The organism is Paenibacillus sp. EZ-K15 (genome assembly GCF_002573715.1).
Taxonomy (GTDB): Bacteria; Bacillota; Bacilli; order Paenibacillales; family Paenibacillaceae; genus Paenibacillus_AQ.
Genome location: NZ_PDHM01000018.1, coordinates 166,843 through 192,427, shown reverse-complemented (window position 1 = coordinate 192,427; position 25,585 = coordinate 166,843). Strand labels below are relative to the sequence as shown.

The 25,585-nt window shown below is 48.8% G+C and carries 29 protein-coding genes; all 29 read left to right on the top strand.

What is annotated here, in order from left to right:
• The first annotated feature begins 2 nt into the window (after window positions 1–2).
• The 29 genes from fliG to CRG97_RS21020 all read left to right on the top strand — a co-directional run bounded on the left by fliG (window position 3) and on the right by CRG97_RS21020 (window position 25,556).
• Entirely contained in the window at window positions 3–1,019 is a 1,017-nt protein-coding gene (fliG, locus tag CRG97_RS21160) for a flagellar motor switch protein FliG (protein WP_071220479.1), read from the top strand.
• On the top strand, window positions 1,012–1,866 hold the full coding sequence (locus tag CRG97_RS21155) for a FliH/SctL family protein (RefSeq protein ID WP_098747057.1): 855 nt from the start codon (window positions 1,012–1,014) through the stop codon (window positions 1,864–1,866). Before fliG ends, CRG97_RS21155 begins: the two co-directional genes overlap by 8 nt.
• Entirely contained in the window at window positions 1,850–3,169 is a 1,320-nt protein-coding gene (gene fliI / locus CRG97_RS21150; RefSeq protein ID WP_098747055.1) for a flagellar protein export ATPase FliI, read from the top strand. Before CRG97_RS21155 ends, fliI begins: the two co-directional genes overlap by 17 nt.
• Before the next feature lie 9 nt (window positions 3,170–3,178).
• Complete coding sequence (gene fliJ / locus CRG97_RS21145) at window positions 3,179–3,622, top strand: flagellar export protein FliJ (RefSeq protein WP_098747053.1); 444 nt, start codon at window positions 3,179–3,181, stop codon at window positions 3,620–3,622.
• Between the two features lie 39 nt (window positions 3,623–3,661).
• Window positions 3,662–4,594 carry a MotE family protein gene (locus CRG97_RS21140; RefSeq protein ID WP_202618977.1) on the top strand — a complete coding sequence of 311 codons (933 nt, stop codon included), beginning with the start codon at window positions 3,662–3,664 and terminating at the stop codon, window positions 4,592–4,594.
• A 47-nt stretch (window positions 4,595–4,641) separates the two neighbouring features.
• Window positions 4,642–5,985, top strand: coding sequence for a flagellar hook-length control protein FliK (locus CRG97_RS21135; RefSeq protein WP_098747049.1), 1,344 nt, complete (start codon window positions 4,642–4,644; stop codon window positions 5,983–5,985).
• Window positions 5,986–6,005: 20 nt separating this feature from the next.
• Window positions 6,006–6,659: a flagellar hook capping FlgD N-terminal domain-containing protein gene (locus tag CRG97_RS21130; protein WP_098747047.1), complete on the top strand. Its 654-nt coding sequence runs from the start codon at window positions 6,006–6,008 to the stop codon at window positions 6,657–6,659.
• Entirely contained in the window at window positions 6,656–7,045 is a 390-nt protein-coding gene (locus CRG97_RS21125) for a TIGR02530 family flagellar biosynthesis protein (RefSeq protein WP_098747045.1), read from the top strand. Before CRG97_RS21130 ends, CRG97_RS21125 begins: the two co-directional genes overlap by 4 nt.
• A gap of 74 nt (window positions 7,046–7,119) precedes the next feature.
• Window positions 7,120–7,944, top strand: coding sequence for a flagellar hook-basal body complex protein (locus CRG97_RS21120; RefSeq protein ID WP_098747042.1), 825 nt, complete (start codon window positions 7,120–7,122; stop codon window positions 7,942–7,944).
• A 51-nt stretch (window positions 7,945–7,995) separates the two neighbouring features.
• Window positions 7,996–8,220: a flagellar FlbD family protein gene (locus tag CRG97_RS21115; protein ID WP_009594749.1), complete on the top strand. Its 225-nt coding sequence runs from the start codon at window positions 7,996–7,998 to the stop codon at window positions 8,218–8,220.
• Entirely contained in the window at window positions 8,217–8,681 is a 465-nt protein-coding gene (locus CRG97_RS21110; protein ID WP_098747040.1) for a flagellar basal body-associated FliL family protein, read from the top strand. The genes CRG97_RS21115 and CRG97_RS21110 overlap by 4 nt, the downstream gene beginning before the upstream one ends.
• A gap of 35 nt (window positions 8,682–8,716) precedes the next feature.
• Window positions 8,717–9,715 carry a flagellar motor switch protein FliM gene (gene fliM, locus CRG97_RS21105; protein ID WP_076324984.1) on the top strand — a complete coding sequence of 333 codons (999 nt, stop codon included), beginning with the start codon at window positions 8,717–8,719 and terminating at the stop codon, window positions 9,713–9,715.
• A complete protein-coding gene (fliY, locus tag CRG97_RS21100) occupies window positions 9,705–10,964 on the top strand; it encodes a flagellar motor switch phosphatase FliY (protein WP_098747038.1) in 1,260 nt (419 codons plus the stop codon). The genes fliM and fliY overlap by 11 nt, the downstream gene beginning before the upstream one ends.
• 29 nt (window positions 10,965–10,993) lie before the next feature.
• Window positions 10,994–11,359: a response regulator gene (locus CRG97_RS21095; protein ID WP_006211317.1), complete on the top strand. Its 366-nt coding sequence runs from the start codon at window positions 10,994–10,996 to the stop codon at window positions 11,357–11,359.
• Window positions 11,360–11,370: 11 nt separating this feature from the next.
• Window positions 11,371–11,895, top strand: a complete 525-nt coding sequence (locus CRG97_RS21090) for a FliO/MopB family protein (protein ID WP_098747035.1) — start codon at window positions 11,371–11,373, stop codon at window positions 11,893–11,895.
• Window positions 11,892–12,644, top strand: coding sequence for a flagellar type III secretion system pore protein FliP (gene fliP / locus CRG97_RS21085; RefSeq protein WP_076324981.1), 753 nt, complete (start codon window positions 11,892–11,894; stop codon window positions 12,642–12,644). Before CRG97_RS21090 ends, fliP begins: the two co-directional genes overlap by 4 nt.
• 39 nt (window positions 12,645–12,683) lie before the next feature.
• Window positions 12,684–12,953 carry a flagellar biosynthesis protein FliQ gene (gene fliQ / locus CRG97_RS21080; RefSeq protein ID WP_009594725.1) on the top strand — a complete coding sequence of 90 codons (270 nt, stop codon included), beginning with the start codon at window positions 12,684–12,686 and terminating at the stop codon, window positions 12,951–12,953.
• An 11-nt stretch (window positions 12,954–12,964) separates the two neighbouring features.
• On the top strand, window positions 12,965–13,753 hold the full coding sequence (gene fliR / locus CRG97_RS21075; protein ID WP_098747033.1) for a flagellar biosynthetic protein FliR: 789 nt from the start codon (window positions 12,965–12,967) through the stop codon (window positions 13,751–13,753).
• Window positions 13,754–13,773: 20 nt separating this feature from the next.
• A complete protein-coding gene (flhB, locus tag CRG97_RS21070; RefSeq protein WP_098747031.1) occupies window positions 13,774–14,862 on the top strand; it encodes a flagellar biosynthesis protein FlhB in 1,089 nt (362 codons plus the stop codon).
• Window positions 14,863–14,886: 24 nt separating this feature from the next.
• Window positions 14,887–16,920, top strand: a complete 2,034-nt coding sequence (gene flhA, locus CRG97_RS21065; protein WP_098747029.1) for a flagellar biosynthesis protein FlhA — start codon at window positions 14,887–14,889, stop codon at window positions 16,918–16,920.
• Window positions 16,917–18,356: a flagellar biosynthesis GTPase FlhF gene (gene flhF, locus CRG97_RS21060; RefSeq protein WP_098747027.1), complete on the top strand. Its 1,440-nt coding sequence runs from the start codon at window positions 16,917–16,919 to the stop codon at window positions 18,354–18,356. The genes flhA and flhF overlap by 4 nt, the downstream gene beginning before the upstream one ends.
• Window positions 18,353–19,243, top strand: coding sequence for a MinD/ParA family protein (locus CRG97_RS21055; RefSeq protein WP_098747025.1), 891 nt, complete (start codon window positions 18,353–18,355; stop codon window positions 19,241–19,243). The genes flhF and CRG97_RS21055 overlap by 4 nt, the downstream gene beginning before the upstream one ends.
• Before the next feature lie 38 nt (window positions 19,244–19,281).
• Window positions 19,282–20,619, top strand: a complete 1,338-nt coding sequence (locus tag CRG97_RS21050; protein ID WP_098747023.1) for a protein-glutamate methylesterase/protein-glutamine glutaminase — start codon at window positions 19,282–19,284, stop codon at window positions 20,617–20,619.
• A gap of 23 nt (window positions 20,620–20,642) precedes the next feature.
• Window positions 20,643–22,712, top strand: a complete 2,070-nt coding sequence (locus tag CRG97_RS21045) for a chemotaxis protein CheA (RefSeq protein ID WP_098747021.1) — start codon at window positions 20,643–20,645, stop codon at window positions 22,710–22,712.
• A gap of 53 nt (window positions 22,713–22,765) precedes the next feature.
• A complete protein-coding gene (locus CRG97_RS21040; RefSeq protein WP_098747019.1) occupies window positions 22,766–23,227 on the top strand; it encodes a chemotaxis protein CheW in 462 nt (153 codons plus the stop codon).
• Between the two features lie 36 nt (window positions 23,228–23,263).
• Entirely contained in the window at window positions 23,264–23,857 is a 594-nt protein-coding gene (locus CRG97_RS21035; protein WP_251035541.1) for a chemotaxis protein CheC, read from the top strand.
• On the top strand, window positions 23,850–24,347 hold the full coding sequence (locus tag CRG97_RS21030; protein WP_006211305.1) for a chemotaxis protein CheD: 498 nt from the start codon (window positions 23,850–23,852) through the stop codon (window positions 24,345–24,347). The genes CRG97_RS21035 and CRG97_RS21030 overlap by 8 nt, the downstream gene beginning before the upstream one ends.
• Window positions 24,348–24,350: 3 nt before the next feature.
• Window positions 24,351–24,752 (top strand): hypothetical protein, encoded by a 402-nt coding sequence (locus CRG97_RS21025; protein ID WP_098747017.1) that lies wholly within the window; start codon window positions 24,351–24,353, stop codon window positions 24,750–24,752.
• A gap of 15 nt (window positions 24,753–24,767) precedes the next feature.
• Complete coding sequence (locus CRG97_RS21020; protein WP_071220103.1) at window positions 24,768–25,556, top strand: FliA/WhiG family RNA polymerase sigma factor; 789 nt, start codon at window positions 24,768–24,770, stop codon at window positions 25,554–25,556.
• Window positions 25,557–25,585 lie beyond the last annotated feature (29 nt).

Below are 25,585 nucleotides of genomic sequence, written 5' to 3'. Positions count from 1 at the left end.
CATTGGCTAAGGGAAATAACCAAATGTTAAGCGGACGTCAAAAAGCGGCTATACTGCTCATTACACTTGGCCCGGAAGTGTCCGCTCAAATATTTAAGCATCTTCGAGATGAAGAAATTGAACAATTAACGCTGGAGATTGCGAATGTTCGCAAAGTCGACAGTGATGAGAAAGATAGCATTATTCAGGAATTCCATCAAATTTGTCTAGCCCAGGAATACATCTCGCAAGGCGGTATTAATTACGCTAAAGAGATTTTGGAGAAGGCGCTTGGACAGCAAAAAGCGATGGAAGTGATCAACAGACTGACAGCAACGCTTCAAGTAAGACCGTTTGACTTTGCCCGCAAAGCGGACCCAAGCCAAATCCTGAACTTTATCCAGAACGAAAATGCACAGACCATTGCACTCGTCTTGTCCTATCTTCAATACGAGCAGGCATCCGCGATCCTATCTTCGCTTCCGCAAGAGAAGCAGGCCGAAGTAGCGCGTAGGGTTGCAGTCATGGACAGTACTTCACCAGAAGTCATCGCCCAGGTGGAACGCGTGCTGGAACAGAAGCTGTCGGCTACGGTTACGCAGGATTACACCAGTGCGGGTGGCATTGAATCCATCGTTCAAATTTTGAACGGCGTTGACCGAGGAACGGAACGAACAATCCTCGACTCCCTGGAAATCCAGGATCCTGAGCTCGCAGAAGAAATCAAGAAGCGGATGTTTGTATTCGAAGATATCGTCAACGTGGACAACCGTTCGATACAGCGTATTATCCGCGATGTCGAGAACGCCGATTTACAGCTTGCACTCAAGGTGGCAAGCGAAGAGGTGCGGGATGTCATTTTCCGCAACATGTCCAAGCGTATGGCCGAAACCTTCCGCGAAGAAATGGAATACATGGGACCGGTGCGGCTGCGTGATGTAGAGGAAGCTCAGACGCGGATTGTAAGCACGATCCGAAGACTCGAAGAAGCGGGCGAGGTTATTATTGCTCGCGGCGGAGGAGATGACATCATTGTCTAACTTGATCAAATCGTCCCACTATAAACCGATGGATGTGTTGAAAGAGTTGGATCTTGCTCGTCGTTACGCGTCACCAACCCACGAAACGGTCGAGGAATATACTCCCCCGACTGCCGAGCCGGCTGCTGTACAGACGCTGGCTGAAGCTGAACGCTTAAAGCATGAGATGCTGAAGGATGCTCAAGAGTTTGCCGAAAGGCAAATCCGTGAGGCTTCGGAAGAGGCGGAGCGGCTGTTGAGTGAAGCGCAGCAGCAGATTGAAGCGTGGTGGACCGAAAGAAGGCTTCAGGACGAGGATTTGTCTGAAACGCTGAAGATGGAAGGATTTAACCAAGGATACGCCGAGGGCTCAGCTAAGGCAGAACTTGAGATGAAGGAACTGATGGAGCAAGCGACTTTACAAGCGAGTGAATTGCTTCAACTCGCCCATCAAGCTAAGGATGATTTAATTCAGGAAGCGGAGCCGTTCTTGGTGGAGCTCAGCTGCAGCATAGCGGAGAAAGTACTGGATCGTCAGCTTACGATTGAACCTGCTTTCACGCTGGAGCTGATTCGAAAGAACCTGGCACGCAAGCGGGAAAAAGGAGTCATCTCCCTCTGCGTAGCTCCTGAGCAATTCGAATTTGTAAACGCGGCACGGGAAGAGCTCGGATTATCGATCGATTCTCAGGCAGAACTTCAAATTTTGCCGGATTCCACGGTTAAAGATCGCGGCTGCGTGATCAGGTCTTCCTTCGGAAGCGTGGATGCCCGCATCGATACACAGCTAGCCGAGATCAAAAAAGAACTCGTGCGGTTCGCTCTTGATGATGAGGAACGGAGAAATCAAGATGAAGAAGCTGAATAGCGCGCGGTATATGGATCATCTGAAACATCTGGACCCTGTTCGCATCAACGGCAAAGTTACGCAGGTTATCGGGCTGATGGTGGAGTCCGAAGGTCCGGATGCAAGCATCGGCGATGTTTGTTACATCTATCCCACGAAGCAATCCAAGCCGCTCAAGGCGGAGGTCGTGGGTTTTAGAGACAACAAAGTGCTGCTGATGCCTCTTGGCGAGCTTCACTCTATTGGTCCCGGCTGTGATGTAGTCGGTACCGGCAAACCGCTGAGCGTGCAAGTAGGTTCGGAACTGCTTGGCAAAGTGCTCGACGGATTGGGACAACCGCTGGATGGATCTATCATTCCGGCGCGTATGCCGCATTATTCAACACATAATGTCCCCCAGAACCCGCTCAATAGGCCGAGGGTTCAGGAGCCCATCAGCATCGGCGTCCGCGCGATTGACGGATTGCTATCTATCGGCAAAGGCCAGCGGGTCGGCATATTCGCCGGATCTGGTGTCGGGAAGAGTACTCTGATGGGAATGATCGCTCGAAACACATCTGCCGATGTCAATGTCATTGCTTTGATCGGGGAACGTGGACGCGAGGTGCTGGACTTCATAGAACGGGATTTGGGCCCCGAGGGGTTAAAACGGTCCGTCGTGATTGTAGCGACCTCGGATCAACCGGCACTCATCCGCATTAAGGGAGCCTTGATTGCTACAACGATCGCTGAATATTTCCGGGATCGCGGCCTGAATGTGATGCTGATGATGGATTCTGTTACCCGCTATGCGATGGCGCAGCGTGAAGTAGGCCTTGCTGTAGGAGAACCGCCGGCCATGCGTGGTTATACTCCGTCTGTTTTTGCAAGTCTGCCGAAGCTTCTGGAACGCGCAGGCACAGGGCCAACGGGTTCGATTACCGCTTTTTACACGGTGCTGGTAGACGGTGATGACATGAACGAACCGATCGCGGATGCGGTCAGGGGGATCCTCGATGGTCATATCGTTTTAAACCGGAATATAGCGAACAAAGGGCATTTCCCGGCTATCGATGTGCTGGCTAGCATTAGCCGCGTAATGAAAGATATTTCGCCGGAGGAACAAATCGATGCTTCCGAGAACGTAAAGCGGCTGATGGCGATATACAAGGACTCGGAGGATTTGATCAATATTGGGGCATATCAACAGGGCTCGAATGCTGATATCGATGAATCGATTGAATATATCGGCCAAATATGGGATTTCACGAAGCAAAAAGTGAATGAGAAGACAACATTGAATGAGGTTCAGGAACGTTTGATTTCCGAGTTTTCAAGGAGATGACTTTGAAGAATGAAATTTCATTATGCATTCCAGAAAATCGTAGACCTGAAAAGCAACGAGAAAACGCAAGCCGAATGGATGCTGTCAAGTGCCATCGGGAAGCTGCAGGCAGAAGAGAAAAGTCTGAATGAGCTGTATGAGATGCGGGATCAAATGTATCGCGCTCAGCAGGAGGTGGCATCGCGATGCGTGCCGGTTGCTGAGATCCGAAACATTCAGGTATATGCAGAGTACTTGGAAGAATGCATTGAGCGGAAACGGGATGACATACGAATCGCTCATGTCAATGTAACGAAGAAACAAAAGGTATTGTCTGATAAGATGCTTGACGAAAAAGTGTGGTTAAAGGCAAGAGATAAATCCCAAGAAAAGTTCCGGCATGAAAGTCTCCTTCGGGAACAAAACGAGCTGGACGAAATGGCGACGGTACGTTTTGCGATCAAAGCCCGATAAGGTTTGCAAACACCGAAGGGTTATGACCGCGAAGGAGGAATGAGAGTGGCACGAAAAGACATGCCGCTTGATAAGGAAGAATCAGGCGGAGGATTTGAACGGATACTGTTGATTTTGGTACCTGCTATATTCACGATTGTTCTGCTCGGGGCGCTTGCCGTATTTTTTAGAGCCGATGTGCGGGATGGACTAATCGATGTAGCTAATAAAATTCCGGTTATCAAGAACTGGGTCCCGGATCCGGTGCTGACCCCGGAAGAGCAGAAACTCAAAGAAGCGAAGCAGCAGGAAGAAAGCGCGGAAGCAACGATTGTTGAACTCAAGAAGCAGCTTGCCGAACGCGAAGAAACATTAAATGAAGTATCAGAGCAAAAGGCAGCACAGGAAAACAAGGTGAAAGAGCTGGAAACCCAGATTGATTCGATGCAGAGCACACCGACAAGCGGTGAGACAGAAGAGGAAGACGCGTATACCAAGCAGATTCGTGAACTGTCCAAGCTCTACGCCGACATGAGTCCAAGCAAAGCCGCACCGATTATGCAAAACCTTACGCAGGAAGAACTGGTGCTTATGCTTAGTCAGATGAAGAGCAGCAACCGGGTTGCCATTCTGCAGAAAATGGATCCGAAAACGGCAGCGGATGCAACCATGATGCTTAAAGATGCTGAGACTTCTGAAGATTTGGCCATCGCGGCTTTGCAATCCAGACTCAAGAAGAACGAAACGGAGGCAGCGCAGAAGAAGTCATCCGACAATCTGGATAAAAACCAGTTGAATCAGACCTTTGCCGGAATGACACCCGCCAACGCTGCCGAGCTGCTGATGCAAACGTACAAGATCAGTCCCGCTAAGACCATGACCATTTTAAATACAGTGGATGATGCTACTCGTTCACGGATTTTAAATGCGATGTCCTCGAAAGATGCGGAGCTGGCAGCAAAGATATTGAATCGCCTGATGGGCTCTAAATAAGCTCTGAAATGAATCTCCATCCCCAGGAAAGGAGGTGAAATAAGACGATGACAATAACGGTACAAAACATGTCTCCATCCGTGAGCAGTCCCTCGGGAAGCGGAAAGACAAGCGCGGCGGGTCAAGCGACAGCGGCTGTTTCCTTTGATGCGACACTGGCTTACCAGATGAACAGCAGCGGTAACAGCGCTTCAACAACTTCGCCGGAAGTCGCTGCCAAGCTGGAATCCTTGCTAACGCAGTATTCTTCGGAAACCGAAGCATCACTTGAAGGCTTGATGGAATTGCTTCAAGGTTTGCTGCAGGAGCTGGACACCATGGATCAGGCATTAATGGAGGATCCATCCTTGTTGCAAGAGCTGCAGAACTGGCTAACGCAAGCGAATCTTATGCTGAGCGGAGCTTCTCCTCAAGCACAAGAAAATTCGGATGGGAATGAGATATCTCCATTGGCTTCCAGACCGGAGACCATTCGATTTGCAGTACAGGATACGATCAGCCAGCTGGCATCGATGCTGACCAAATCTGGTCAGGTGGATCTGACTACCGAAGCTGCTGTAAAACAGCTTGTCCAATCTTTCCATAGTCTGCTTGGTCAAGGAACAGGGACCGGGGAGAGTAAGGCAAGCGGCAGTTTTGATAACATTCTGGCCCAAAAGCAACCGGATGCTGTTCAGTCTAACGTATCCACGAATACTTCAGGACAGTCGGCTTCATCACAAACAACGGGCCAAGCGAATGCCAAGTGGTCATCGCTGACGACAAGTACCGACGTTGATGGTACAGCAACTGAGTTCGTGATTAACGAAGGCGATTCGCTGTTGGAGCAAGGAACGGTCACTGCCGGTCAGCTAGCCCTGCGTTCAGGTACGCAAGTTGCAGTAAAGCCTGCAGCTCCGCCGGTGCCTGTTGAGAACTTCGGAAGCGAAATGACTTCCTTCATTATTAATAAGCTCGAAATCGTGAAACAAACCGGTTTTACGGAAGCGAGAATCTCCTTGAATCCGGAACATCTGGGTCAAGTAGATATCAAACTTACGATGCAGAATGGCCAATTAATCGCCCAGTTCATGACACGTTCGACGGATGCTAAAGAGCTGATTGACCAGCAAATGGCACAGCTTCGAAGCGCATTGCAAGCTCAAGGGCTGCAGATCGAGAAAATTGAAGTTACACAGAGCAGCCAGCCTTCCAATGCGAATCTTTATCAAGACGGCCGTCAGCCTGGATCAGGCCAGCAGCAGCCGCAGCACCGCTCAAAGGAGAAGGATAGTCCTTCCGATGATGCCGTGCTGGCCGCAAATCTGACGGAAGAATTGAACGATTGGATTGCTGAGCATCAAGCCGACGATGAACTTGTACAAGCAGGAACATTTACCGCGAAAGCCTAACAGTGAGGAGGTGAGCTTGGATGGCAACTAATCCGGTATCTACGAAAAATATGTGGCCCAACTATGCTAAAGGGAATGTCAGCAGTAAAAACGGAAACGGCCAGGAGCTTGGAAAGGATCAGTTCCTGAGCATCCTGATTACGCAATTAAGGCACCAGGATCCGCTTCAGCCGATGCAGGACCGGGAGTTTATTGCCCAAATGGCCCAGTTTACTTCCCTGGAGCAGCTGATGAATATCAATACTCAATTAACGGCGATGAGTCAGTCTCTGGGCGCTGCTTCAAGTTTGATCGGTAAACAGATCAGCTGGATGTTCAAGCCGGAGGATGGTTCGGAGTCCGTCATGAAGAGCGGTATCGTAGATTCCATCATTGTTCGTGAAGGCGTCCATTATGCCAAAGTCGGTGACAGTGAAGTATCGCTTGACCAGATTGTGAAAATCGAGAACGCTGTAACCGAGAATGATCCAGATGCATTGAATTCAGGTCCGACAGATCCTGAAATAAACAATCCGGGTCCTTCTGTACCTGACACCAGTAATCAGGGCCCAACAGATCCTGTAACAAACAATCCGGATCCTTCCGTACCCGAAACAGGCAATCCCGATCCGTCAGTTCCTGAAGCCGGAGATCCCGGACAAGGGGGAGAAGAGCCTGGGGGAACAGCGCCATGAGTGACCGCATGATGATAGGCCATTTATACCCTGGAAAAATACATCCCGCAGCGCTTCACAATGAACGAAAACCAGCACAAGCTCTGGTAAATCCACCCGCGGGCACGTTTCAGGAACTCTTAAGTGAGAATCTTCTTAAAATCAGCAACCATGCGGCGAAGAGACTTCAGCAGCGCGGCATTGAATTGAAGAGTGATCAGCTTGCGCAGATCCAGAGCGCTGTGGACAAAGCTGCAGCGAAGGGGAGCAAGGAATCTCTCATTTTGATGAAAGATATGGCTCTGATTGTGAATATTCCGAATCGGACCGTGGTCACTGCAATGGATGGAAAAGCGATGAAGGATAACGTATTTACGCAAATTGATAGTGCAGTTATTATTTCATAAATCTGGCTGGCCCGTGAGGAAGCCAGGCGGCCGCTGATCGACAGAAGCGGTCCATAACAAAAGGAGGAAAATCGATGTTAAGATCCATGTATTCCGGTATTTCCGGAATGAGAGGTTTCCAAACCAAGCTTGATGTCATTGGTAATAACATTGCTAACGTAAACACGGTTGGGTTTAAAGCGGGACGAGTGATGTTTAAAGACGTACTAAGTCAAACGATGTCCGGTGTCACGCCGGGAACCGACGATCCATCCGGTGGTGTAAACGCAAAGCAGGTTGGTCTTGGTGTATCGATCGGTTCGATTGATACCATGCATACCCCAGGCAGCGCGATGATGTCTCCGAATCCAACGGACCTGAGAATCGACGGAGACGGTTTTTTCATGGTGAAGCTTAGTGAGGATCAAGATGTGCCTTTCTTGACCCGTGCAGGCGATTTCCATGTGGACGTAGCGCGTAACCTGGTAACGTCTGACGGTATGCTTGTTCTCGATGCGACAGGTGAGCCTATCCAGTTGGGCGATGATGTAACAGCATTCACGATTGCGCAAAACGGCGCCATTATTCAGAAGATGAGTGACGGATCAACGGAAGAGGGAGCCATCATTGGCGTTGCGAAAGTACCGAATCCGGAAGGTCTTGAGAAAATCGGCGGCAATATGTATCGCGTGACCCTGAATGCAGTTCCTGATGGCGATCTGGATGCCGTTATGTTTGAAGGGAATAATGCTGAAGAAGGAACTGGTGCGATTATTGCCGGTCAGCTCGAAATGTCCAACGTTGACCTGACAGGCGAATTCTCTGAAATGATCGTTGCTCAGCGCGGCTTCCAAGCCAACTCCCGGATTATCACGACTTCGGACGAAGTGCTTCAAGAAGTTGTCAATCTGAAACGATAAGGATGGAGAGGGAGGGGGAGCCCCCTCCCTCATTAAACAAGGAGGCTGTCCATGATATCGGTAACGAGGTTAAATGGTTCGCAGTTGTGGCTTAACGCGCTGTTGATAGAAATGGTTGAGGAGACTCCTGACACCTACATTACATTGATTAATGGAAAACGCATGATTGTGCTTGAAAGTGCAAATGAAATCATCGCTTCCGTTAAGGCGTATCATCACGAGGTAGGCATTCATCAAGCTACCATTAAAGTGCAGCAATTGGAGGAACCTTCATGAAAAAGATGCTCCCCTGGTTAGTTACGATCCTGTTGTCTATTACGCTGATTGTTGTGGCGATCTTCCTGTTGTCGGACAAACTGCTTGGCGATAACGGTAAAAGTCAGGTTTCGGCTAATGCAGCGGCTTTATCCAAGTTATCAGCCGATGAGATCGTCAAGATGACCTCGGAAATCACCGGGATCAAGACGAATCTCGCAGATCCTGAATATATTGCCCAGATGGCCTTTGCTTTTCAGCTTAATGACAAAAAAGCAAAGGAAGAATTCGACAAAATCAAGGAGATTAAAATCAAACCGATTATTATCAAAACGTTGGCCGACACGAAACCCGAGTTGCTTAATGACTCCAAAGGGCGCGAACAGTTTATTGGCAAGCTGCAGAACCTGATCAATAAGTCGTTAACGTCCGGGCAGTTGATTCAAATCGAAATGACAGATGTAATGATCGTAGGTATCTAGACTGTTCGTCGGACGACCTGTAAGGGGGTGAGTAGATGGTTGATGTTTTATCGCAGAATGAGATCGATGCCTTATTGGCCGCTCTCTCTTCAGGGGAAATGGATGCTGAAGAACTGAAAAAAGAGGAAACGCAAAAGAAAATTCGTTCTTATGATTTTAAGAGGGCACTCCGGTTTTCCAAGGATCATATTCGAAGCTTGACCCGCATTCACGAGAATTTTGCACGATATTTGACCACTTATTTCTCAGCGCAATTACGTACTTTTGTGCAAATCAATGTGGTGCAGGTTGAACAGCTTCCATATGATGAATTTATTCGTTCCATACCCAAAATGACAGTTCTTAATATATTCGAGGCGGAACCGCTTGTCGGGCGCATGGTGCTTGAGGTCCATCCGAACATTGCTTACGCGATGCTGGACCGTTTGCTGGGAGGAACGGGCATTGCTCCTTCTTCCGTCAGCTCGATGACCGAAATCGAGACAATCATCATGGAGCGCATTTTCAGCCGGGCATTCGATAGTCTGCAGGAAGCGTGGAAAACGGTGCTGGACATCTCACCGCGCCTTGAAGCATTGGAAACGAATCCACAATTTATGCAGATCGTTTCTCCGAACGAAACCATTGCGCTAATTTCCCTTAGCACCAAAATCGGCGATACCACGGGGATGATTAATCTGTGTATCCCGCATGTGGTGCTGGAACCGATCATGTCCAAGCTATCGGCGCATCAGTGGTTTATCTCGGAGAAAAAAGCGAGTGTTCCAGAGGAAGTAGATGCTCTTAAGCAGCGTGTAAGTAAAGCCAAGCTTCCGATTGTTGCCGAGCTGGGCGTTTCACAGCTTACCGTGTCCGAATTTTTAGGACTGAGTGTCGGCGACGTCATCTCATTAAACAAACCGATGCATGATGGACTTTCCATAAAGGTTGGGGACAGATTAAAGTTTATTGGCAGTCCCGGAACGATAAAAGACCGGGTTGCTGTACAAATCGATGAAATTGTCATCGAAGGAGCTGAAGAATTTGACGAGTAAAGACTATTTATCCCAGGAAGAAATCGACGCTTTGTTAAAACAGTCGGAAATGGCATCACCAGCATCAATTCCTTCGGCGGCGACTGTCGATGATGTATTAACACCTCTAGAGCAGGACGCGCTTGGTGAGATTGGTAACATAACCTTTGGAAGTGCTGCAACCGCTCTGTCTACCTTGCTGGGCAAAAAAGTGGATATCACGACACCCAAAGTGTCGATCATTAAGCGAAGCGAGTTTGAAGAAGAATTTCCGAAGCCGCATGTAGCGGTACATGTTACTTATGTGGATGGATTTGAAGGAATTAACTCTCTAGTCATTAAAACACGTGATGCTCAGGTCATTGCTGATCTGATGTTAGGCGGGGAAGGCAACCCCGTGGAAGAGGAACTCAACGAGATTCATATCAGTGCCGTTCAGGAAGCGATGAACCAGATGATGGGCTCTTCCGCAACGAGCATGTCAACGATTTTCAACCGGTTTGTCAATATATCGCCGCCAGGCATTGACATTCTGAACATGGCGAATGGTGAAGGGGTTAACAACCTTCCGCCGGATGAAACACTGATTAAGATTTCATTCCGATTAATTATCGGTGACCTTATTGATTCAACCATTATGCAGCTGCTTCCCGTTCATTTTTCCAAGGATATGGTTCACATGCTTATCAACGGGACGGAAGAGCCGCAGCCTGCGAAGCAGGAAGCCGCGCCGACGGTGGAAGCACCTGTCAGTACACAGGAACCAGCTCAAGCACTGGCTAACCCTGTTAATGGCAATGACATGGGCCAAGGATTCGACTACGGACAAGGCTACGGCCAGCCAGTGCAAGGACAGGGAGGACAGATCCCGCAATCCATGCCATATGGACAGCCGCAGATGCCTTACCAAGGGCAGCCGCAACAGTATGGCGGCATGCCGAATCGCAATGTGAATGTACAGCCCGTACAGTTCGCTAATCTGCAATCTGCGCCTTACACCCAGGTGGATGAAAACAATCTGAACTTACTGATGGACATTCCTCTTAAAGTCACCGTAGAATTAGGGAGGACTCAAAAGCAAATTAAGGATATCCTGGAAATGTCACAAGGTTCGATCATCGAGCTGGACAAGCTTGCCGGTGAGCCTGTAGACATCCTTGTCAATCATAAACTGATTGCCAAAGGCGAGGTCGTTGTCATCGATGAGAACTTTGGTGTACGCGTGACGGATATCGTAAGCCAATGGGACCGGATTCAAAAATTACAATAGCACAAACATTTTAGGGAGGATTTTTATCAATGGCTAACCGAATTCTGATTGTGGACGATGCTGCATTTATGAGAATGATGATCCGTGACATATTGGTCAAGAACGGATTCGAGGTTGTGGGAGAAGCACAGGACGGTGCGCAAGCAATCGAGAAATTTAAAGAACTTCGTCCAGATCTGATTACGATGGATATTACGATGCCGGAAATGGATGGTATCGCAGCGCTGAAAGAGATTAAAAAAGTCGATGCGAACGCAAAAGTGATTATGTGCTCTGCCATGGGCCAACAAGCGATGGTTATTGATGCGATCCAAGCTGGAGCCAAGGACTTTATCGTTAAACCGTTCCAATCGGACAGAGTCATTGAAGCCATCAATAAGACGCTTGGCGTATAAGGATTCTTCTTATGATGATGGCAGCTTCTGATGGATTAAGCTCAAGTAGTACTACCGGGTATTATTTACAGTTATTTTATGTCTTTATCGTACTTGCCATCATCGTTGCGTTGATCGTGTTCCTGATTCGCTTTCTCAGCAGAAAGAATCAGAGCTGGATGCAGGGCCGCTCCATTCGTACTTTGGGTGCGGTTGGGATGGGCCCTAACAAGTCCCTTCAGCTCGTCGAAATTGGGGGCATCATCTATGTGATCGGTGTTGGCGAAGACGTCCGGTTGGTGGACAAAATTTCTGATCCAGCTGAAGTTGCGCTTATCCAAGCTGCATTTGAACAGGATTCTGGAATACATAATGGGGCACTGCCGCCTTTTATAGCAAAATTGGCGGCAAAACTCCGTAAAGGCAAACCACCGGAAGAAATGGAATTGGACGATACATCTTCTTTCCATGAAGTGTTCGAATCCAAGCTGCGCAGCGTACCGAACCGGAAAGAAAAGGTCGAAGAATTGCTGCGGGAGGATCATAAAGATTCATGAATAAAAAGATCTCGTACGCTATCGCGATTTTCATATTGTTTGGATTTCTGTTTTCCCATACGGCATTTGCGGATCCGATTCCAAACATTGATATTCAAATCGGCAATGAGGGAGACACACCGGGGACAAGCTCCTTGTCCTTGATACTCCTGATCACCATTCTTAGCATTGCACCGGCGATACTGGTGTTGATGACTAGTTTTACAAGGATTGTTATTGTGCTTGGCTTTGTCCGCACTTCGCTCGGCACACAGCAAACACCGCCAAACCAAGTGTTGATCGGCCTGGCCCTGTTTCTTACCTTATTCGTAATGGCTCCAACGTTGTCGTCGATGAATGATGTAGCGCTCCAGCCCTATCTTAAAGGTGAGATTACCCAAGCGGAAGCGCTGGATAAGGCTCAAGATCCAATGAAGAAGTTCATGTTCGCGCACACACGGGAAAAAGATCTATTGTTGTTCATGAATTACACAGGCGCAGAGAAACCCGAATCTTACGAGGATATTCCATTAACGGTTTTGGTACCGGCATTTGCCATTAGTGAGCTGAAGACCGGCTTTCAAATGGGCTTTATGATCTTCATTCCGTTTCTGGTCATCGATATCGTGGTTGCCAGCGTGCTGATGGCGATGGGTATGATGATGCTGCCGCCGGTCATGATCTCGCTGCCATTCAAGATTTTGCTCTTCGTTTTGGTAGACGGCTGGTATCTGGTCGTGAAATCCATGCTGATGAGCTTTAACACGTAGCAATAAGCGGCAAGTAATTCGAATACAGGGGGACTCGCCGTGAGCGCTGAATTTATTATCGGTCTGGCAGGACAAGCGGTCTATATTGTGCTCCAGGTGAGCGCACCGATGCTGGTTCTCGCACTGGTTGTCGGACTTATCATCAGTATTTTTCAAGCGACAACACAAATCCAGGAACAGACGCTGGCTTTCGTACCAAAAATTATTATTGTTCTTGTAGCATTACTGCTGTTTGGTCCTTGGATATTAACGACGTTAGTGGATTTTACCCACGGTATTTTGGACAATCTCTACAAATATATCGGATAGGCTGAGTGTCCATGGAATGGTTACAGCAAAGTTTACCTGTTTTCATGCTTATTTTTTGTCGAATAACAGCTTTTTTTGTAATATCGCCAGTGTTTACTTCACGCGGTATACCACCTTCTTACAAAATAGGCCTTTCGGCCATCATCGCCCTGATCGTATATTTTTCGTTCGGGCTCGGAGAAGTGGTTCCGCAAGATCTATCTTATGTCATATTGATTGTCCAGGAAGTATTGGTGGGACTGCTTCTTGGTTTCACTGCTTATCTTATTATGACCGTCGTCCAAACGGCAGGAGCATTAATTGACATTCAGATCGGGTTCAGCATGGCCAATGTCATCGATCCTTTTACAGGGACTTCAACCCCATTAATCGGTACCTTCAAGTATTATCTGGCTTTACTGGTATTCCTGAGCATGAATGGTCACCATTATCTGCTCGATGCGATCATGTACAGCTATGATTGGATTCCGATTACGGGTGATGTGTTTGGGAAGATCCATGACGGCAATGTGACGGATTTTCTCGTACGGACATTCTCGCACTCTTTTGTATTGGCACTTCAAATGGCCGCTCCGCTGGTAGCAGCCCTGTTCCTGACCGATGTCGGGCTTGGCTTTCTGGCAAGGACGGCACCGCAGTTCAATGTGTTTGTTATCGGTATTATCATCAAAATCATCGTTGGACTCGTGCTGCTGATGCTGCTCATGCCGATGCTGGTGTCACTATTTGATCATCTGTTTGCCAAAATGTTTGAAGCACTCCGGCAGTTGCTCGGCGTTATTGGAGACGGGCCGACTTAAGGAGGATGGAGGTGAAGCGGATGTCATACCGGTATCCGGTCGACTTACAGCTCTTCGCTGGTGAAAAGACGGAGAAAGCCACACCGAAGAAACGCCAGGATACGCGTAAGAAAGGCCAAGTTGCCAAAAGTATGGAGGTATCGGGTGCATCGGTTTTGCTGGCCGCATTCTTTTGCTTGTTAATTTTCGGCGGGTATATGAGAGACCGCATCGTTCGATTATTCACCGACATTTATATTAATCGGCTCTCCATGGACGTTACGAAAGACAATGTGATGCAGTTATTTGGGGAGTACGGTGTCCAAATCTTGCTTCTGCTGGCTCCGTTGTTTATCTCGGTGTTCGTTATTGCGCTGGTGGCTAATTATTTGCAGGTCGGGTTTATGCTGACGGGCGAGACTTTGAAAATGAAGTTCAGTAAAATCGATCCCATCAAAGGGTTCAAGAACATATTCTCGATGCGTTCCTTGGTCGAATTTTTGAAATCGGTCATTAAATTGACCATCATCGGTTACCTCGTGTACACCACCTTGTGGGCTGCGAGGGAAGGATTATCTTCCTTGTCAACGATGGGACCCGACACCATTTTTCATTTCGTGGCCGATATCACCATGTCACTGGGTTTCAAGATTGCCATCGGGCTGATTATTCTAGCCATTCTGGATTACATGTATCAGAAATATGATTACGAAAAAAACATTCGAATGTCCAAACAGGACATCAAAGACGAGTACAAGAAGATGGAGGGCGATCCGCTGATTAAGGGAAAGATCAGGGAACGCCAGCGTCGGATGGCACTTCAGCGGATGATGCAGGAAGTCCCGAATGCCGACGTTATCATCACAAACCCGACCCACTTTGCAGTGGCGATCAAATATGACGGGTCCATGATGGAAGCTCCGCAGATCATTGCGAAGGGCCAGGATTTCATGGCCTTGCGGATTAAAGAAATAGCGAAGGAACACGGAATTATAACGATGGAAAACAAGCCGCTGGCACGCGCTTTGTACCAACGGTCGGAAATCGGGGATTCGATTCCGGGAGACCTGTTCCAGGCCGTAGCGGAAGTGCTGGCCTATGTATATAAACTAAAAGGTAAAGTGAAATAATTAGGGACCGGAGGCGTCAGTGCAGTGAAAATAAAAGATCTATCTGTCCTTGCGGGTGTCATTGGCATCGTACTCATGATGATTCTTCCGATCCCGGTATGGCTGCTCGATGTACTCCTGATTATCAATGTCTCGCTGGCGCTTATTATTTTGCTGGTGGCCATGAATACGAAGGAAGCCTTGGACTTCTCCATTTTCCCTTCCTTATTGCTCATCACGACACTGTTTCGTGTAGCGCTTAACATTTCGACAACGAAGCTGATCCTGTCGGAAGCTAGCGCGGGTGAGGTTGTAGCCACGTTCGGTAAGTGGATAGCGAATGGCGAAATTGCGGTTGGCTTCATCGTCTTTTTGATCCTCGTTGTCGTACAGTTCATCGTCATTACCAAAGGCTCGGAGCGGGTAGCCGAGGTTGCGGCAAGATTTACGCTCGATGCGATGCCTGGTAAACAGATGAGTATCGATGCGGATTTGAACGCAGGTTTGATCAATGAGCAGCAAGCCAGGGAGCGCAGAAGAAAAATCGAGCGGGAAGCCGATTTTTACGGGGCTATGGATGGTGCAAGTAAATTCGTTAAGGGTGATGCCATCGCCACGATTGTCATCATGCTGATCAACCTGATCGGCGGGTTTATCATCGGGATCTCGATTCATGGAATGTCATTCGGAGACGCGATGAGCACATACTCCATCCTGACGATTGGGGACGGATTGGTCAGTCAGATTCCGGCGCTTCTGATTTCCACTGCAGCGGGCTTGATTGTTACAAGAGCCTCTTCGGAAGGGAACCTGGCGGAGGATCTAACAGGGCAGCTCTTCTCCTACCCTCATCTATTGTACATTGTTTCAGGTACCGTTCTGTTGCTAGGGATTTTCACACCCATTCATCTGATTACGACTGCACCGATTGCCCTCATCTTATTCATTGCGGCACGGAGGATGCAGAACAATCTGGATCGCAAGCAGGTCGAAGTGGAGCAGCTGGAGGAGGAACAGCAAATCGAAGAGGTTCGAAGTCCGGAAAGTGTGATCAACCTGCTTCAGGTTGACCCGATCGAATTCGAATTCGGGTATGGGTTGATTCCGCTCGCAGACGCGCAGCAGGGCGGAGATTTATTGGACCGGATCATTATGATTCGGAGACAATGCGCACTTGAGCTGGGACTCGTCGTACCGGTTATCCGAATTCGCGACAATATTCAACTAAAACCGAATGAATATGTCATAAAAATAAAAGGGAATGCTGTCGGCGGTGGTGAATTATTATTAAATCACTATCTCGCCATGAGCCCTGGGTACGAGGATGATTCCGTAACGGGGATCGAAACGACCGAACCGGCATTCGGGCTCCCTGCTCTGTGGATAGATGAAGCCATGAAAGAGCGAGCGGATCTTGCCGGCTATACTGTTGTTGATCCACCGTCCGTTGTGGCTACCCATTTGACCGAATTAATTAAGAGACATGCCCATGAGCTGATTGGACGCCAGGAGACCAAGGCATTGGTTGACAATATCAGAGAAAGCTATCCGGTCCTTGTGGATGAGCTTATTCCTTCCGTGCTGACCATTGGAGAAGTACAGAAGGTATTGGCTAAGCTGCTCCGCGAAAAAATCTCGATCCGGGACATGGTCACAATTCTCGAGACCCTTGCGGATTACGGACATTATTCGAAAGATCCCGATGTCCTTACCGAATATGTAAGACAAGCCCTCTCGCGCCAAATTACCCAGCAATATGCTCAAGAGGGCGAGGCCATGCGGGTTATCACGGTTGGACCGCAGCTGGAGAAGAAGATCGCCGAAAGCGTCCAGCAGAGTGACCAAGGAAGTTATCTCGCAATGGACCCGGCATCGACACAGAGTGTGTTTCAGAAGCTCAGTGAACAGGTTAACCGGATCATTCAGATGGGACAGCAGCCTATACTGCTTACCTCACCGGCCATAAGAATGTATTTAAGGCAGGTCATTGAACGAAGCATGCAGGATATTCCGGTGTTGTCTTATAGTGAGCTGGAGCCGAACGTCGAAATTCAAAGTGTCGGAGTGGTGAACTTATGAGAGTGAAGAGGTATATCGTCGACACGATGCCTGAGGCGATGCAGCACATTCGTACGGATTTGGGTGCGGATGCCGTCATACTGAGTACGAAGGAAACCAAGGTAGGCGGATTCCTGGGGATGTTTACCCGTAAGAAGATCGAGGTGATCGCGGCAGTAGAGCAAGCGGAGAAATCCAAAGGTTCTGCTCCGATGAAGTCCAAAGCTCTGCCTGCTGTACCTTCTGGTGCTGTACCCAAGGCCTATCAAAGAACGGCTGAAATTTCGAAGCCCGGTACACAGACCTCCACGAATTCTGCGAATAACACGGATACAGCTTCCGGCGTACAGCATGAGGATGACTATAGTCGTTTTGCCGAGATTCTGAGCCAGGTTGCAGCTTCCGAGGAGGGGGTTAACAGGCAAAAGAACGAAGTGGGCCATGTGCAACAGCCTGCAGCAGCTGCACAAGCAGCGATGCGAAACGATCAAACGGAAACAGCAGCTTCCGTTGAATCGGTTCAATCATCCCGTGGGGGACAGGAGGAATCTTTAAGTTCCCGTCTGGGAATTAGCGAATCCGAACAAAGAGTCCTTGAAGAACTTAAGGAAATGAAGGAATGGATTGCGCGATTATCCAGGCAAAATCTAGAAGCGCAGCATCTTCCTGAGCCGCTGCATTTCATTCGGGATCAACTGCTCAAGCAGGATCTTTCGGCCAAACTGACGGAAGAGTGGCTTACAGCCGCGGAGGAAGCCTGGAAAGCTAATCATATGCAGATGAGTGAGGCCGAGCTGCAGAACGTGATTTACAAGCAAGCTGAGACGTTCCTTGAGGGGCGTATCGGCGGCGGCGTTCAACCCGAGACGCGGATTGTATATATCGCTGGACCGACAGGGGTCGGTAAGACTACCACGATCGCGAAGATCGCTGCAGAGCAGCTGTTCCGTAACCAACGCAAGGTAGGTTTTATTACTTCCGATACGTATCGGATATCTGCCGTTGAACAGCTGCGTACTTATGCATCCATTCTCAATGTGCCGATGGAAGTCGTGCAATCGCCTGGCGATATGCAGCGGGCCCTCCAGAAGCTGCAGGATTGTGATTTGGTGTTGATGGATACAGCGGGTCGGAACTATCGGAATGAGCTGCTCGTATCCGAGCTTCAAAGTCTGTTCTCCCATTCCGATCAAAGTGAAACCTATCTTGTGCTCAGCCTGACTTCCAAGAGCAGTGATATGATCGAAATCGCGGATCATTTCAGCAAATACGAGCTTGATAAGGTCATCTTTACGAAGATGGATGAGACCGGCAGTTACGGCTCCTTGTTTAATCTGATAGATGCCCATAACCTTCGCTTGTCCTATATGACCAATGGTCAAAATGTGCCGGATGATCTGTTGATGGCTGATCGTGAGCGGTTATGCGATTTGCTGCTGGGAGAGATTCGTACATGACGGATCAAGCTCATTCGCTTCGCCAGCTGGTTTCGTCCCAACAGTCAGGGAACAGCGGTAAGGCAGCATCTCCAAGAACGGCCAAGATTATAACGGTCAGCAGCGGAAAAGGCGGGGTCGGGAAATCCAATTTCACACTGAATTTTGCGCTGACTTTGCAGTCGATGGGCAAAAAGGTATTGGTGTTTGATGCCGACATCGGGATGGCAAACATTGACGTTCTTATGGGCGTAAGCTCCCGGTACAGCTTGTATCATCTCATTCGCCGGGAGAAGAGCATTGAAGAAGTGATTCAGTATGGGCCGGACAAGCTTCCGTACATTGCCGGAGGTTCCGGTTTGGCGGATATGATGACCCTATCTGAAGACGAGATGGATTATTTTATATCTCAGATTGAGCGTATTGCTTCCGAGATGGACTATATCATCTTTGATACAGGAGCCGGCTTATCCAAGGAAAATATGAAATTTATTACGTCCGCTGATCAATGCCTTGTCGTCACGACGCCGGAACCGACATCCATTACGGATGCCTATGCCTTAATCAAGGTGGTGCACGGCACGGAAAACCAGGTTCCGTTCAGCCTGATTGTCAATCGTGCGGGTGATGAACAGGAGGCTCGGGAGGCAGCGAACAAAATTATTTTGACGGCCCAGCGTTTCCTTGATATCGACATCAAGCTGCTTGGCTCGATTGCCGATGATACGCATGTTGTCCAGGCGGTTAAGCGGCAGGTCCCATTTACAGCAGCTTATCCGCGATGTAACGCCTCTAGTGATATCAGACGGATCGCGCTTCGCTACATGACCGTTCCTGCTGCCACAGAGCCGGAAGCTCCGAAGGGAATCAAAGGATTTATGCATCGGTGGCTCAAACGTACGAAATGATTCTTTGCTTGGATTAATGGAAACTGAGGTGGACATCTATGAAGCCTTTTCGTGTGCTTGTCGTTGACGATTCCGCATTTATGAGGAAAATCTTTTCCGATTTCATCGAGCGTGACCCATCTTTTCAGGTTGTCGGAACAGCTGATAACGGGCTTGACGCCGTTCGGAAAGTAAAGGAATTGAATCCGGATGTCATTACACTGGATGTAGAAATGCCGGAAATGAACGGCCTGGATGCTCTGAAGTTCATTATGGATTCTGGCCCCCGTCCGGTCATTATGTTGTCCGGCATTAATGAGCAAGGCATGAAAGAGACCATTCTTGCCCTTGAGGCAGGAGCATTTGATTTTATACGAAAGCCTTCCATTTCTAATGCGCTTGATATTGAGCAGGTGCGTTCAGAACTAATGAAGCAACTGAATGCGGCGATGCAGGCTAAACAGCGGAGGGCATTGTGGGAAGAAGAAGAGCAGAGACGACGGAGTGCGGACATAACGGTTCCTCTTTCGCCAAAGCCTTCTGACAAAACGCTGAACAAGAAGCCGCAGGTGAATGAGACGCGAACGACGGTCCGCGAGACTGACCAACGGAGCAAGCGAATGGATTCGCCTCGTATGCCGTCATCTCGGACTGTTGAGAAGAAGATGTCTACTGCTACGGAAGGAGCCGAGCCCTCTGGATCAAAGAGAAAACGGGCAGATCGTAAGTCTGTTGCAGACTTAACTCCAGTCGTGCTTCCAGAGAACGAGGGTCGTCAGCTCCGTGAAGCCAAGATACCGCAGTCAACGGAATTGACGGATTTGGTTGCGGTGGGCTGCTCCACCGGCGGGCCAAGAGCATTGAAAGCTTTTCTCGAGCCCATTCCCGGTGACTTCTGTGCCCCGATTGTCATCGTTCAACATATGCCGCCGAGTTTTACCAAATCGCTTGCACAGCGCCTGAATTCATTCAGTCAGCTGGAGGTCATGGAAGCAGAACAAGGAATGGTATTGGAACCGGGGAAAGCCTACATTGCACCGGGGGGCAACCATATGAGGGTTTACCGCTCGGACAGCGGCGCTTACCAAATCAGGATCAGCCAGGATGAGACTCGCAATGGTCACCGTCCATCTGTAGATGTGCTGTTCGAATCCCTACTGCCGTTGACCATGATCAAGCGTCATGCGGTGCTGATGACCGGCATGGGAAGCGATGGGGCGAGAATGATGAAGAAGCTTTACGATTCAGGAGTGACATCCACCTATGCGGAGAGCGAGCAAACCTGCGTCGTATACGGGATGCCAAGATCAGCTGTTGAGCTCGGTTGCGTAAGCCACGTTCTGCCACTTCATGATATTGCACCTAGAATGGTTCAAGCTGTAAATAACGGAAAGTGAACTTGAAGAGGAGGTGTCTCTCAATGGACATGAATCAATATTTGACAATGTTTATTGATGAGTCAAATGATCATCTGCAATCATTAAATGAAAACATGCTTCAATTAGAAAGCAACCCGGACGATATCGGGATCGTACAGATTATTTTCCGATCGGCTCATACGTTGAAGGGTATGGCAGCAACGATGGGATACGAAGATCTGGCTTCACTTACCCACCAGATGGAAAACGTGCTGGATCTTGTCCGGAACGAAAAGCTAAAGATGCAGGATTTTATCTTTGACACGCTCTTCAAAAGCTTGGACGCTCTTGAATCGATGGTGCAGGATATTACCGAAGGCGGAGACGGGAAAGCGGATGTTTCCTCGATCGTGGCTTCCTTGCAGTCGATTGTACGTGGTGAAGGAGCTTCGCCTGGCGGGGCAGCTGCTGAAGGAGATAACTCCGCTGTGGCCGTCCAAGGAATTGAATTGGATGAGTTTCAATTTTCCGTGCTTGATCAATCGATTTCGGAAGGACATAAGGTTTTATATATACAAGTGACATTGCGAGAGGATTGCCAACTCAAGGCGGTTCGTGCCTACATGGTATTCGAAACGCTGGAAAGATCCGGGGAAATCGTCAAAACGTATCCGGACGTTCAAGAGATTGAACAAGGTGAATTCGATCGCGTATTTTCGTTGTATTACATAACGCAAAGAGAAACGCAAGACATTGAAAGCCAGATTCTGGGCGTTTCGGAGATCGAGACTACTACGGTTGTGGCGCTCGATCATGAATCTTTGCAGCAAATGGTTCAGGAGAGTGCGGCTACAGCAGAAGCTGTCAAACCGCAAGTTTCAGAGGCAGCTCCAGCGGCTGCGGCTTCACCGGAAGCTAAGAGTCCTTCAGCGCCTGCCAAAGAGTCCAAGGTACCTGCCCGAAATGCAGGGGGAGGTAATCCTTCGAGAACGATCCGGGTTGATATTGAGCGGCTGGATGTCTTAATGAATCTGTTCAGTGAGCTGCTGATTGACCGGGTACGGCTAGAGCAGTTGGCCAGTGAATCCAAGAATCAGGAGCTGACGGACACCGTTGAGCATATGAGCCGCGTGAGCAGCGATTTGCAGAATATCGTCCTGAAGCTGCGCATGGTTCCTGTAGATACGGTGTTTAATCGTTTTCCAAGGATGGTACGCGACCTTGCCAAAACACTGGACAAGAAGATTGATTTGATTATTACCGGAGCTGAGACGGAGCTGGATCGTACGGTTATTGATGAGATTGGCGACCCGCTGGTCCACTTGCTGCGCAACTCGGCTGACCATGGTGTCGAACCTGTTGCCGACCGCATCGCTGCTGGTAAACCGGAGACCGGTACAGTGCATCTGCGTGCGTTTCATAGCGGCAACAATGTTTTCATTGAGATTGAAGATGATGGACGCGGCATTTACCGTGACAAAATTCTGAAGAACGCGCTGGCAAAAGGCGTTGTGACGGAGGCCGAAGCAGCCACCATGACCGATGACGAGGTCAATCAACTGCTATTCGCACCGGGATTCAGCACCGCAGAGAAAATTTCGGATGTATCCGGCAGAGGCGTTGGACTGGACGTTGTTAAATCCAAAATAGTTGCCCTGGGCGGTAACGTCACCATCTACTCGACACCGGGAAAAGGCACGAACTTTTCCGTTCAGCTTCCATTAACGCTGTCTATCATTGCAGCTATGCTGATTCGGATGGGGTCTGAAAAATATGCAATTCCGCTTTCCTCCATTGTTGAAACGGGCATCATCAAGCGTGGCCAAATCAAACATGTTCACGGCAGCCGCATGATTCAGTTCCGGGAATCGCTGATTCCGGTTATCTCGCTCAGCCGCTTGTTTGAAATTCCGGATTTCGATGAGGAGCTGGAAGAAGAAACAGAGATCGTTGTAATCCGCAAGGGGGATCGTCTGGCGGCACTCACCATCGATGATTTTATCGGACAGAGTGAAATTGTCATTAAGAATTTGGGTAAATATCTGCCTGCCATTCAGGGAGTATCCGGAGCAACCATTCTAGGGGATGGACAAGTCGCTCTCATTATTGACGCAAATGCATTTATCAAATAGCAGGTTGCTATAACTCAGGCGGCAGGCCACACATTTTGAAGGAGGACTTTTTCATGGGAGAAGAAATCAAGGTTATTGTCTTTAGACTTGGCGAGGAAGAATACGGCATCGAGGTAGACAAGGTTCAGACCATTGAGCGAATGATGCCCATTACGCGTGTTCCCAAGACCTATGCTTTCGTAAAAGGGGTTATTAATCTTCGCGGCGTCGTCATTCCTGTAATCAATCTGCGCGGCCGCTTTGGATTGGACGAGGTTGAAGCAACCGATCAAACGCGGGTTATCATCGTGGCGGTGAATGACATGCAGGTAGGCTTTATCGTGGATTCCGCAAGTGATGTCATCGATCTGAATACGGACAGCATTGACACTCCACCTGAGGTTGTCGGCGGAATTAAAGCGAAATATCTTCGCGGTGTCGCGAAGGTAGGAGAGGAGCGCCTTCTCGTCATGCTGAATCTGTCCGAAGTGCTGAACAAAAGTGAGATTATTCAGCTGGAAGGCCTTGAGGAGTAGACAGTGGAGCTGTTTAAGCATGGCAAGGAAATCAAAATGGATGTTTTGAAGGAAGTTGGAAACATCGGAGCGGGCAATGCGGCAACCGCCCTCTCCCGCTTGCTTAACAAACCGATTGATATGGCTGTTCCCAAAGTTCAACTCCTGCCTTTTGAACAGATTGCCGAAAGTGTAGGAGGGAGCGAACAACTCGTTCTTGCCGTATTTTTACGGGTAGAAGGTAGTGCGCCGGGAAATCTCTTCTTTATTATGAGTCCGGAAGCCGGGAAGAATTTGCTGCAGAATCTGGCGGGCTTTGAAGTGTCGGATGAGGAGCAATTCTCCGAGATGGAGCAGTCCGCATTATGCGAGATCGGAAATATATTGTCAGGCTCGTACTTATCGTCGCTCGCTGATTTGACCAATCTGTCCATGACACCTACGGTGCCGGCTCTTGCGATGGATATGGCAGGTGCCATCTTAAGTTATGGACTGCTGCAGTTCGGAGAAATGGGAGACGATGCCCTCTTAATCAACACGACGTTCCTAGAAGGGCAGAACGAGGTGGAAGGCCAGTTCTTCCTCATACCTGATCCACAATCATTTGCTCAAATTTTTGAAGCTTTAGGAGTGCCTTTGGAGCATGATTGAAGAACAAAGCATAGTGAAAGTAGCCATGGCGGATCTGAACGTCGCAGGTCCAAACGGTATTTTGCGTACAACGGGACTCGGCTCGTGTGTCGGACTGACGTTGTATGATCCGGTGACGAAGATTGGTGGAATGGCGCATGTGATGCTTCCATCTTCAGCGATTGCCAGAGAAGGGCAGCTTAACCTGGCAAAATACGCCGATACGGCTCTTCCGATCCTGTTGAACAAGATGAGGAATTTGGGGGCTTCCCCGGCACGTATGGTAGCCAAAATGGCGGGGGGAGCCCAAATGTTTGCTTTTGCCGGCTCCGGTGACACCATGCGCATTGGTCCTCGTAATGTGGAGTCTTGCAAGGCTGGGCTCGAGCAGATGGGGATAACGCTAATTGCCGAGGATACCGGAGGAAATTACGGAAGAACCGTTGAGTTGGACTGTGCAACGGGTAAGTTTACAATACGAAGCGTACAAAAGGGCATAAAGGAATTGTAGCTAATGGGAAAACTTCGTTTTTATCTGATGACTGGAATTGCCGGATTTGTGTTCACATTTATTTTCTCCATACGTAACAATCTGTGGATGACTAGCATGTATCGGGCTCTCCTTGCATGTGCGATTTGGTTTCTTCTGGCGTTCCTGCTGAATTGGATGTTTGCTGCCATTACGGGTCCGCGAGCCACTGTTCAAGGGGACGCCGACACGCAGCGGGAGCAAGACCGAGGAACTGTTCTTGATTTATCCACGCCTGATGAGGATCGGGAATTGATGGATTTAATCCATTCCGAATCCAGCAGCAAAGAGAATGGAGACTTTGTACCGCTAAATCCTCCTAAGCTGGTTTCAACGAAAGAACCCGAAGAACTGGCCAAGGCCGTTCGTCACCTTACGGAAAAATAAGGAGGGTGAAGGCAATTGGACGAACGTAAAGCTTCTGTGCTAAACCATGCGGATTTATGGAGCGCATGGAAGGAAGATGGAGACCATGAAGCGAAGAAGAAACTAATCGAATATCATTTGCACATCGTTGACTATGTTTCAAGCCGTTTGGCCATCGGTCTTCCGAAGAACGTGTCTAAGGGAGATTTGGCCAGCAATGGGGTAATGGGTCTGATTGACGCCATCGAGAAGTTTGATTACAAACGAGGCCTGCAATTCGAAACCTATGCTTCTTGGCGTGTGCGTGGGGCTATACTGGACTCGCTGCGCCAAGGGGACTGGGTGCCGCGCTCTGTCCGCGAGAAGGCGAAGAAGATTGAAACTGCATATCAGCAGTTGGAACAGAAGTATTTACGCAGCGTCAGTGATTCCGAGATGAGTGATTACCTTGACGTGACCGAGAAGGAATTCCGGCACATGCTGCAGGAAGTAGCGGTCATGACATTGACATCTCTGGAGGATCCGATCCGCGAGGAGGAGTCTGAGACCCGAATGTCGCTCCTGGTTGATGAGAAAGCGAAAAATCCGGATCACAAGGTCCATGAATTTTACCTGCGAGAAGCCCTGATGAAGGGTATCGGTAAATTAACCCCGAAAGAGCGGACCGTAGTTTCCTTATTATATTATGAGGATTTATCACTCAGCGAAATTGCTGAAGTGATGTCGCTATCACCTTCACGAATATCTCAGCTTCATTCCAAAGCGATTTTGAGACTTCGGGGCGCGCTCGATAAAGATCGGGATTTGCTGATGCAAAACGATTGACGCTTGCCATATATGAAGGGGGTTCCTGG

Excerpts from the sequence above, each read along its gene's own strand:
- CRG97_RS21045 (WP_098747021.1), top strand. The coding sequence starts at position 20,643 with ATGGACATGAATCAATATTTGACAATGTTTATTGATGAGTCAAATGAT.
- CRG97_RS21125 (WP_098747045.1), top strand. The coding sequence starts at position 6,656 with ATGAGTGACCGCATGATGATAGGCCATTTATACCCTGGAAAAATACAT.
- CRG97_RS21090 (WP_098747035.1), top strand. The coding sequence starts at position 11,371 with ATGATGATGGCAGCTTCTGATGGATTAAGCTCAAGTAGTACTACCGGG.
- flhF (WP_098747027.1), top strand. The coding sequence starts at position 16,917 with ATGAGAGTGAAGAGGTATATCGTCGACACGATGCCTGAGGCGATGCAG.
- CRG97_RS21140 (WP_202618977.1), top strand. The coding sequence starts at position 3,662 with ATGAGAGTGGCACGAAAAGACATGCCGCTTGATAAGGAAGAATCAGGC.
- fliR (WP_098747033.1), top strand. The coding sequence starts at position 12,965 with ATGGAATGGTTACAGCAAAGTTTACCTGTTTTCATGCTTATTTTTTGT.
- CRG97_RS21130 (WP_098747047.1), top strand. The coding sequence starts at position 6,006 with ATGGCAACTAATCCGGTATCTACGAAAAATATGTGGCCCAACTATGCT.
- CRG97_RS21050 (WP_098747023.1), top strand. The coding sequence starts at position 19,282 with ATGAAGCCTTTTCGTGTGCTTGTCGTTGACGATTCCGCATTTATGAGG.
- CRG97_RS21135 (WP_098747049.1), top strand. The coding sequence starts at position 4,642 with ATGACAATAACGGTACAAAACATGTCTCCATCCGTGAGCAGTCCCTCG.
- CRG97_RS21035 (WP_251035541.1), top strand. The coding sequence starts at position 23,264 with ATGGATGTTTTGAAGGAAGTTGGAAACATCGGAGCGGGCAATGCGGCA.
- CRG97_RS21110 (WP_098747040.1), top strand. The coding sequence starts at position 8,217 with ATGAAAAAGATGCTCCCCTGGTTAGTTACGATCCTGTTGTCTATTACG.
- CRG97_RS21120 (WP_098747042.1), top strand. The coding sequence starts at position 7,120 with ATGTTAAGATCCATGTATTCCGGTATTTCCGGAATGAGAGGTTTCCAA.
- CRG97_RS21030 (WP_006211305.1), top strand. The coding sequence starts at position 23,850 with ATGATTGAAGAACAAAGCATAGTGAAAGTAGCCATGGCGGATCTGAAC.
- fliM (WP_076324984.1), top strand. The coding sequence starts at position 8,717 with ATGGTTGATGTTTTATCGCAGAATGAGATCGATGCCTTATTGGCCGCT.
- flhB (WP_098747031.1), top strand. The coding sequence starts at position 13,774 with ATGTCATACCGGTATCCGGTCGACTTACAGCTCTTCGCTGGTGAAAAG.
- fliI (WP_098747055.1), top strand. The coding sequence starts at position 1,850 with ATGAAGAAGCTGAATAGCGCGCGGTATATGGATCATCTGAAACATCTG.
- CRG97_RS21025 (WP_098747017.1), top strand. The coding sequence starts at position 24,351 with ATGGGAAAACTTCGTTTTTATCTGATGACTGGAATTGCCGGATTTGTG.
- CRG97_RS21115 (WP_009594749.1), top strand. The coding sequence starts at position 7,996 with ATGATATCGGTAACGAGGTTAAATGGTTCGCAGTTGTGGCTTAACGCG.
- CRG97_RS21055 (WP_098747025.1), top strand. The coding sequence starts at position 18,353 with ATGACGGATCAAGCTCATTCGCTTCGCCAGCTGGTTTCGTCCCAACAG.
- CRG97_RS21095 (WP_006211317.1), top strand. The coding sequence starts at position 10,994 with ATGGCTAACCGAATTCTGATTGTGGACGATGCTGCATTTATGAGAATG.
- fliJ (WP_098747053.1), top strand. The coding sequence starts at position 3,179 with ATGAAATTTCATTATGCATTCCAGAAAATCGTAGACCTGAAAAGCAAC.
- CRG97_RS21040 (WP_098747019.1), top strand. The coding sequence starts at position 22,766 with ATGGGAGAAGAAATCAAGGTTATTGTCTTTAGACTTGGCGAGGAAGAA.
- fliP (WP_076324981.1), top strand. The coding sequence starts at position 11,892 with ATGAATAAAAAGATCTCGTACGCTATCGCGATTTTCATATTGTTTGGA.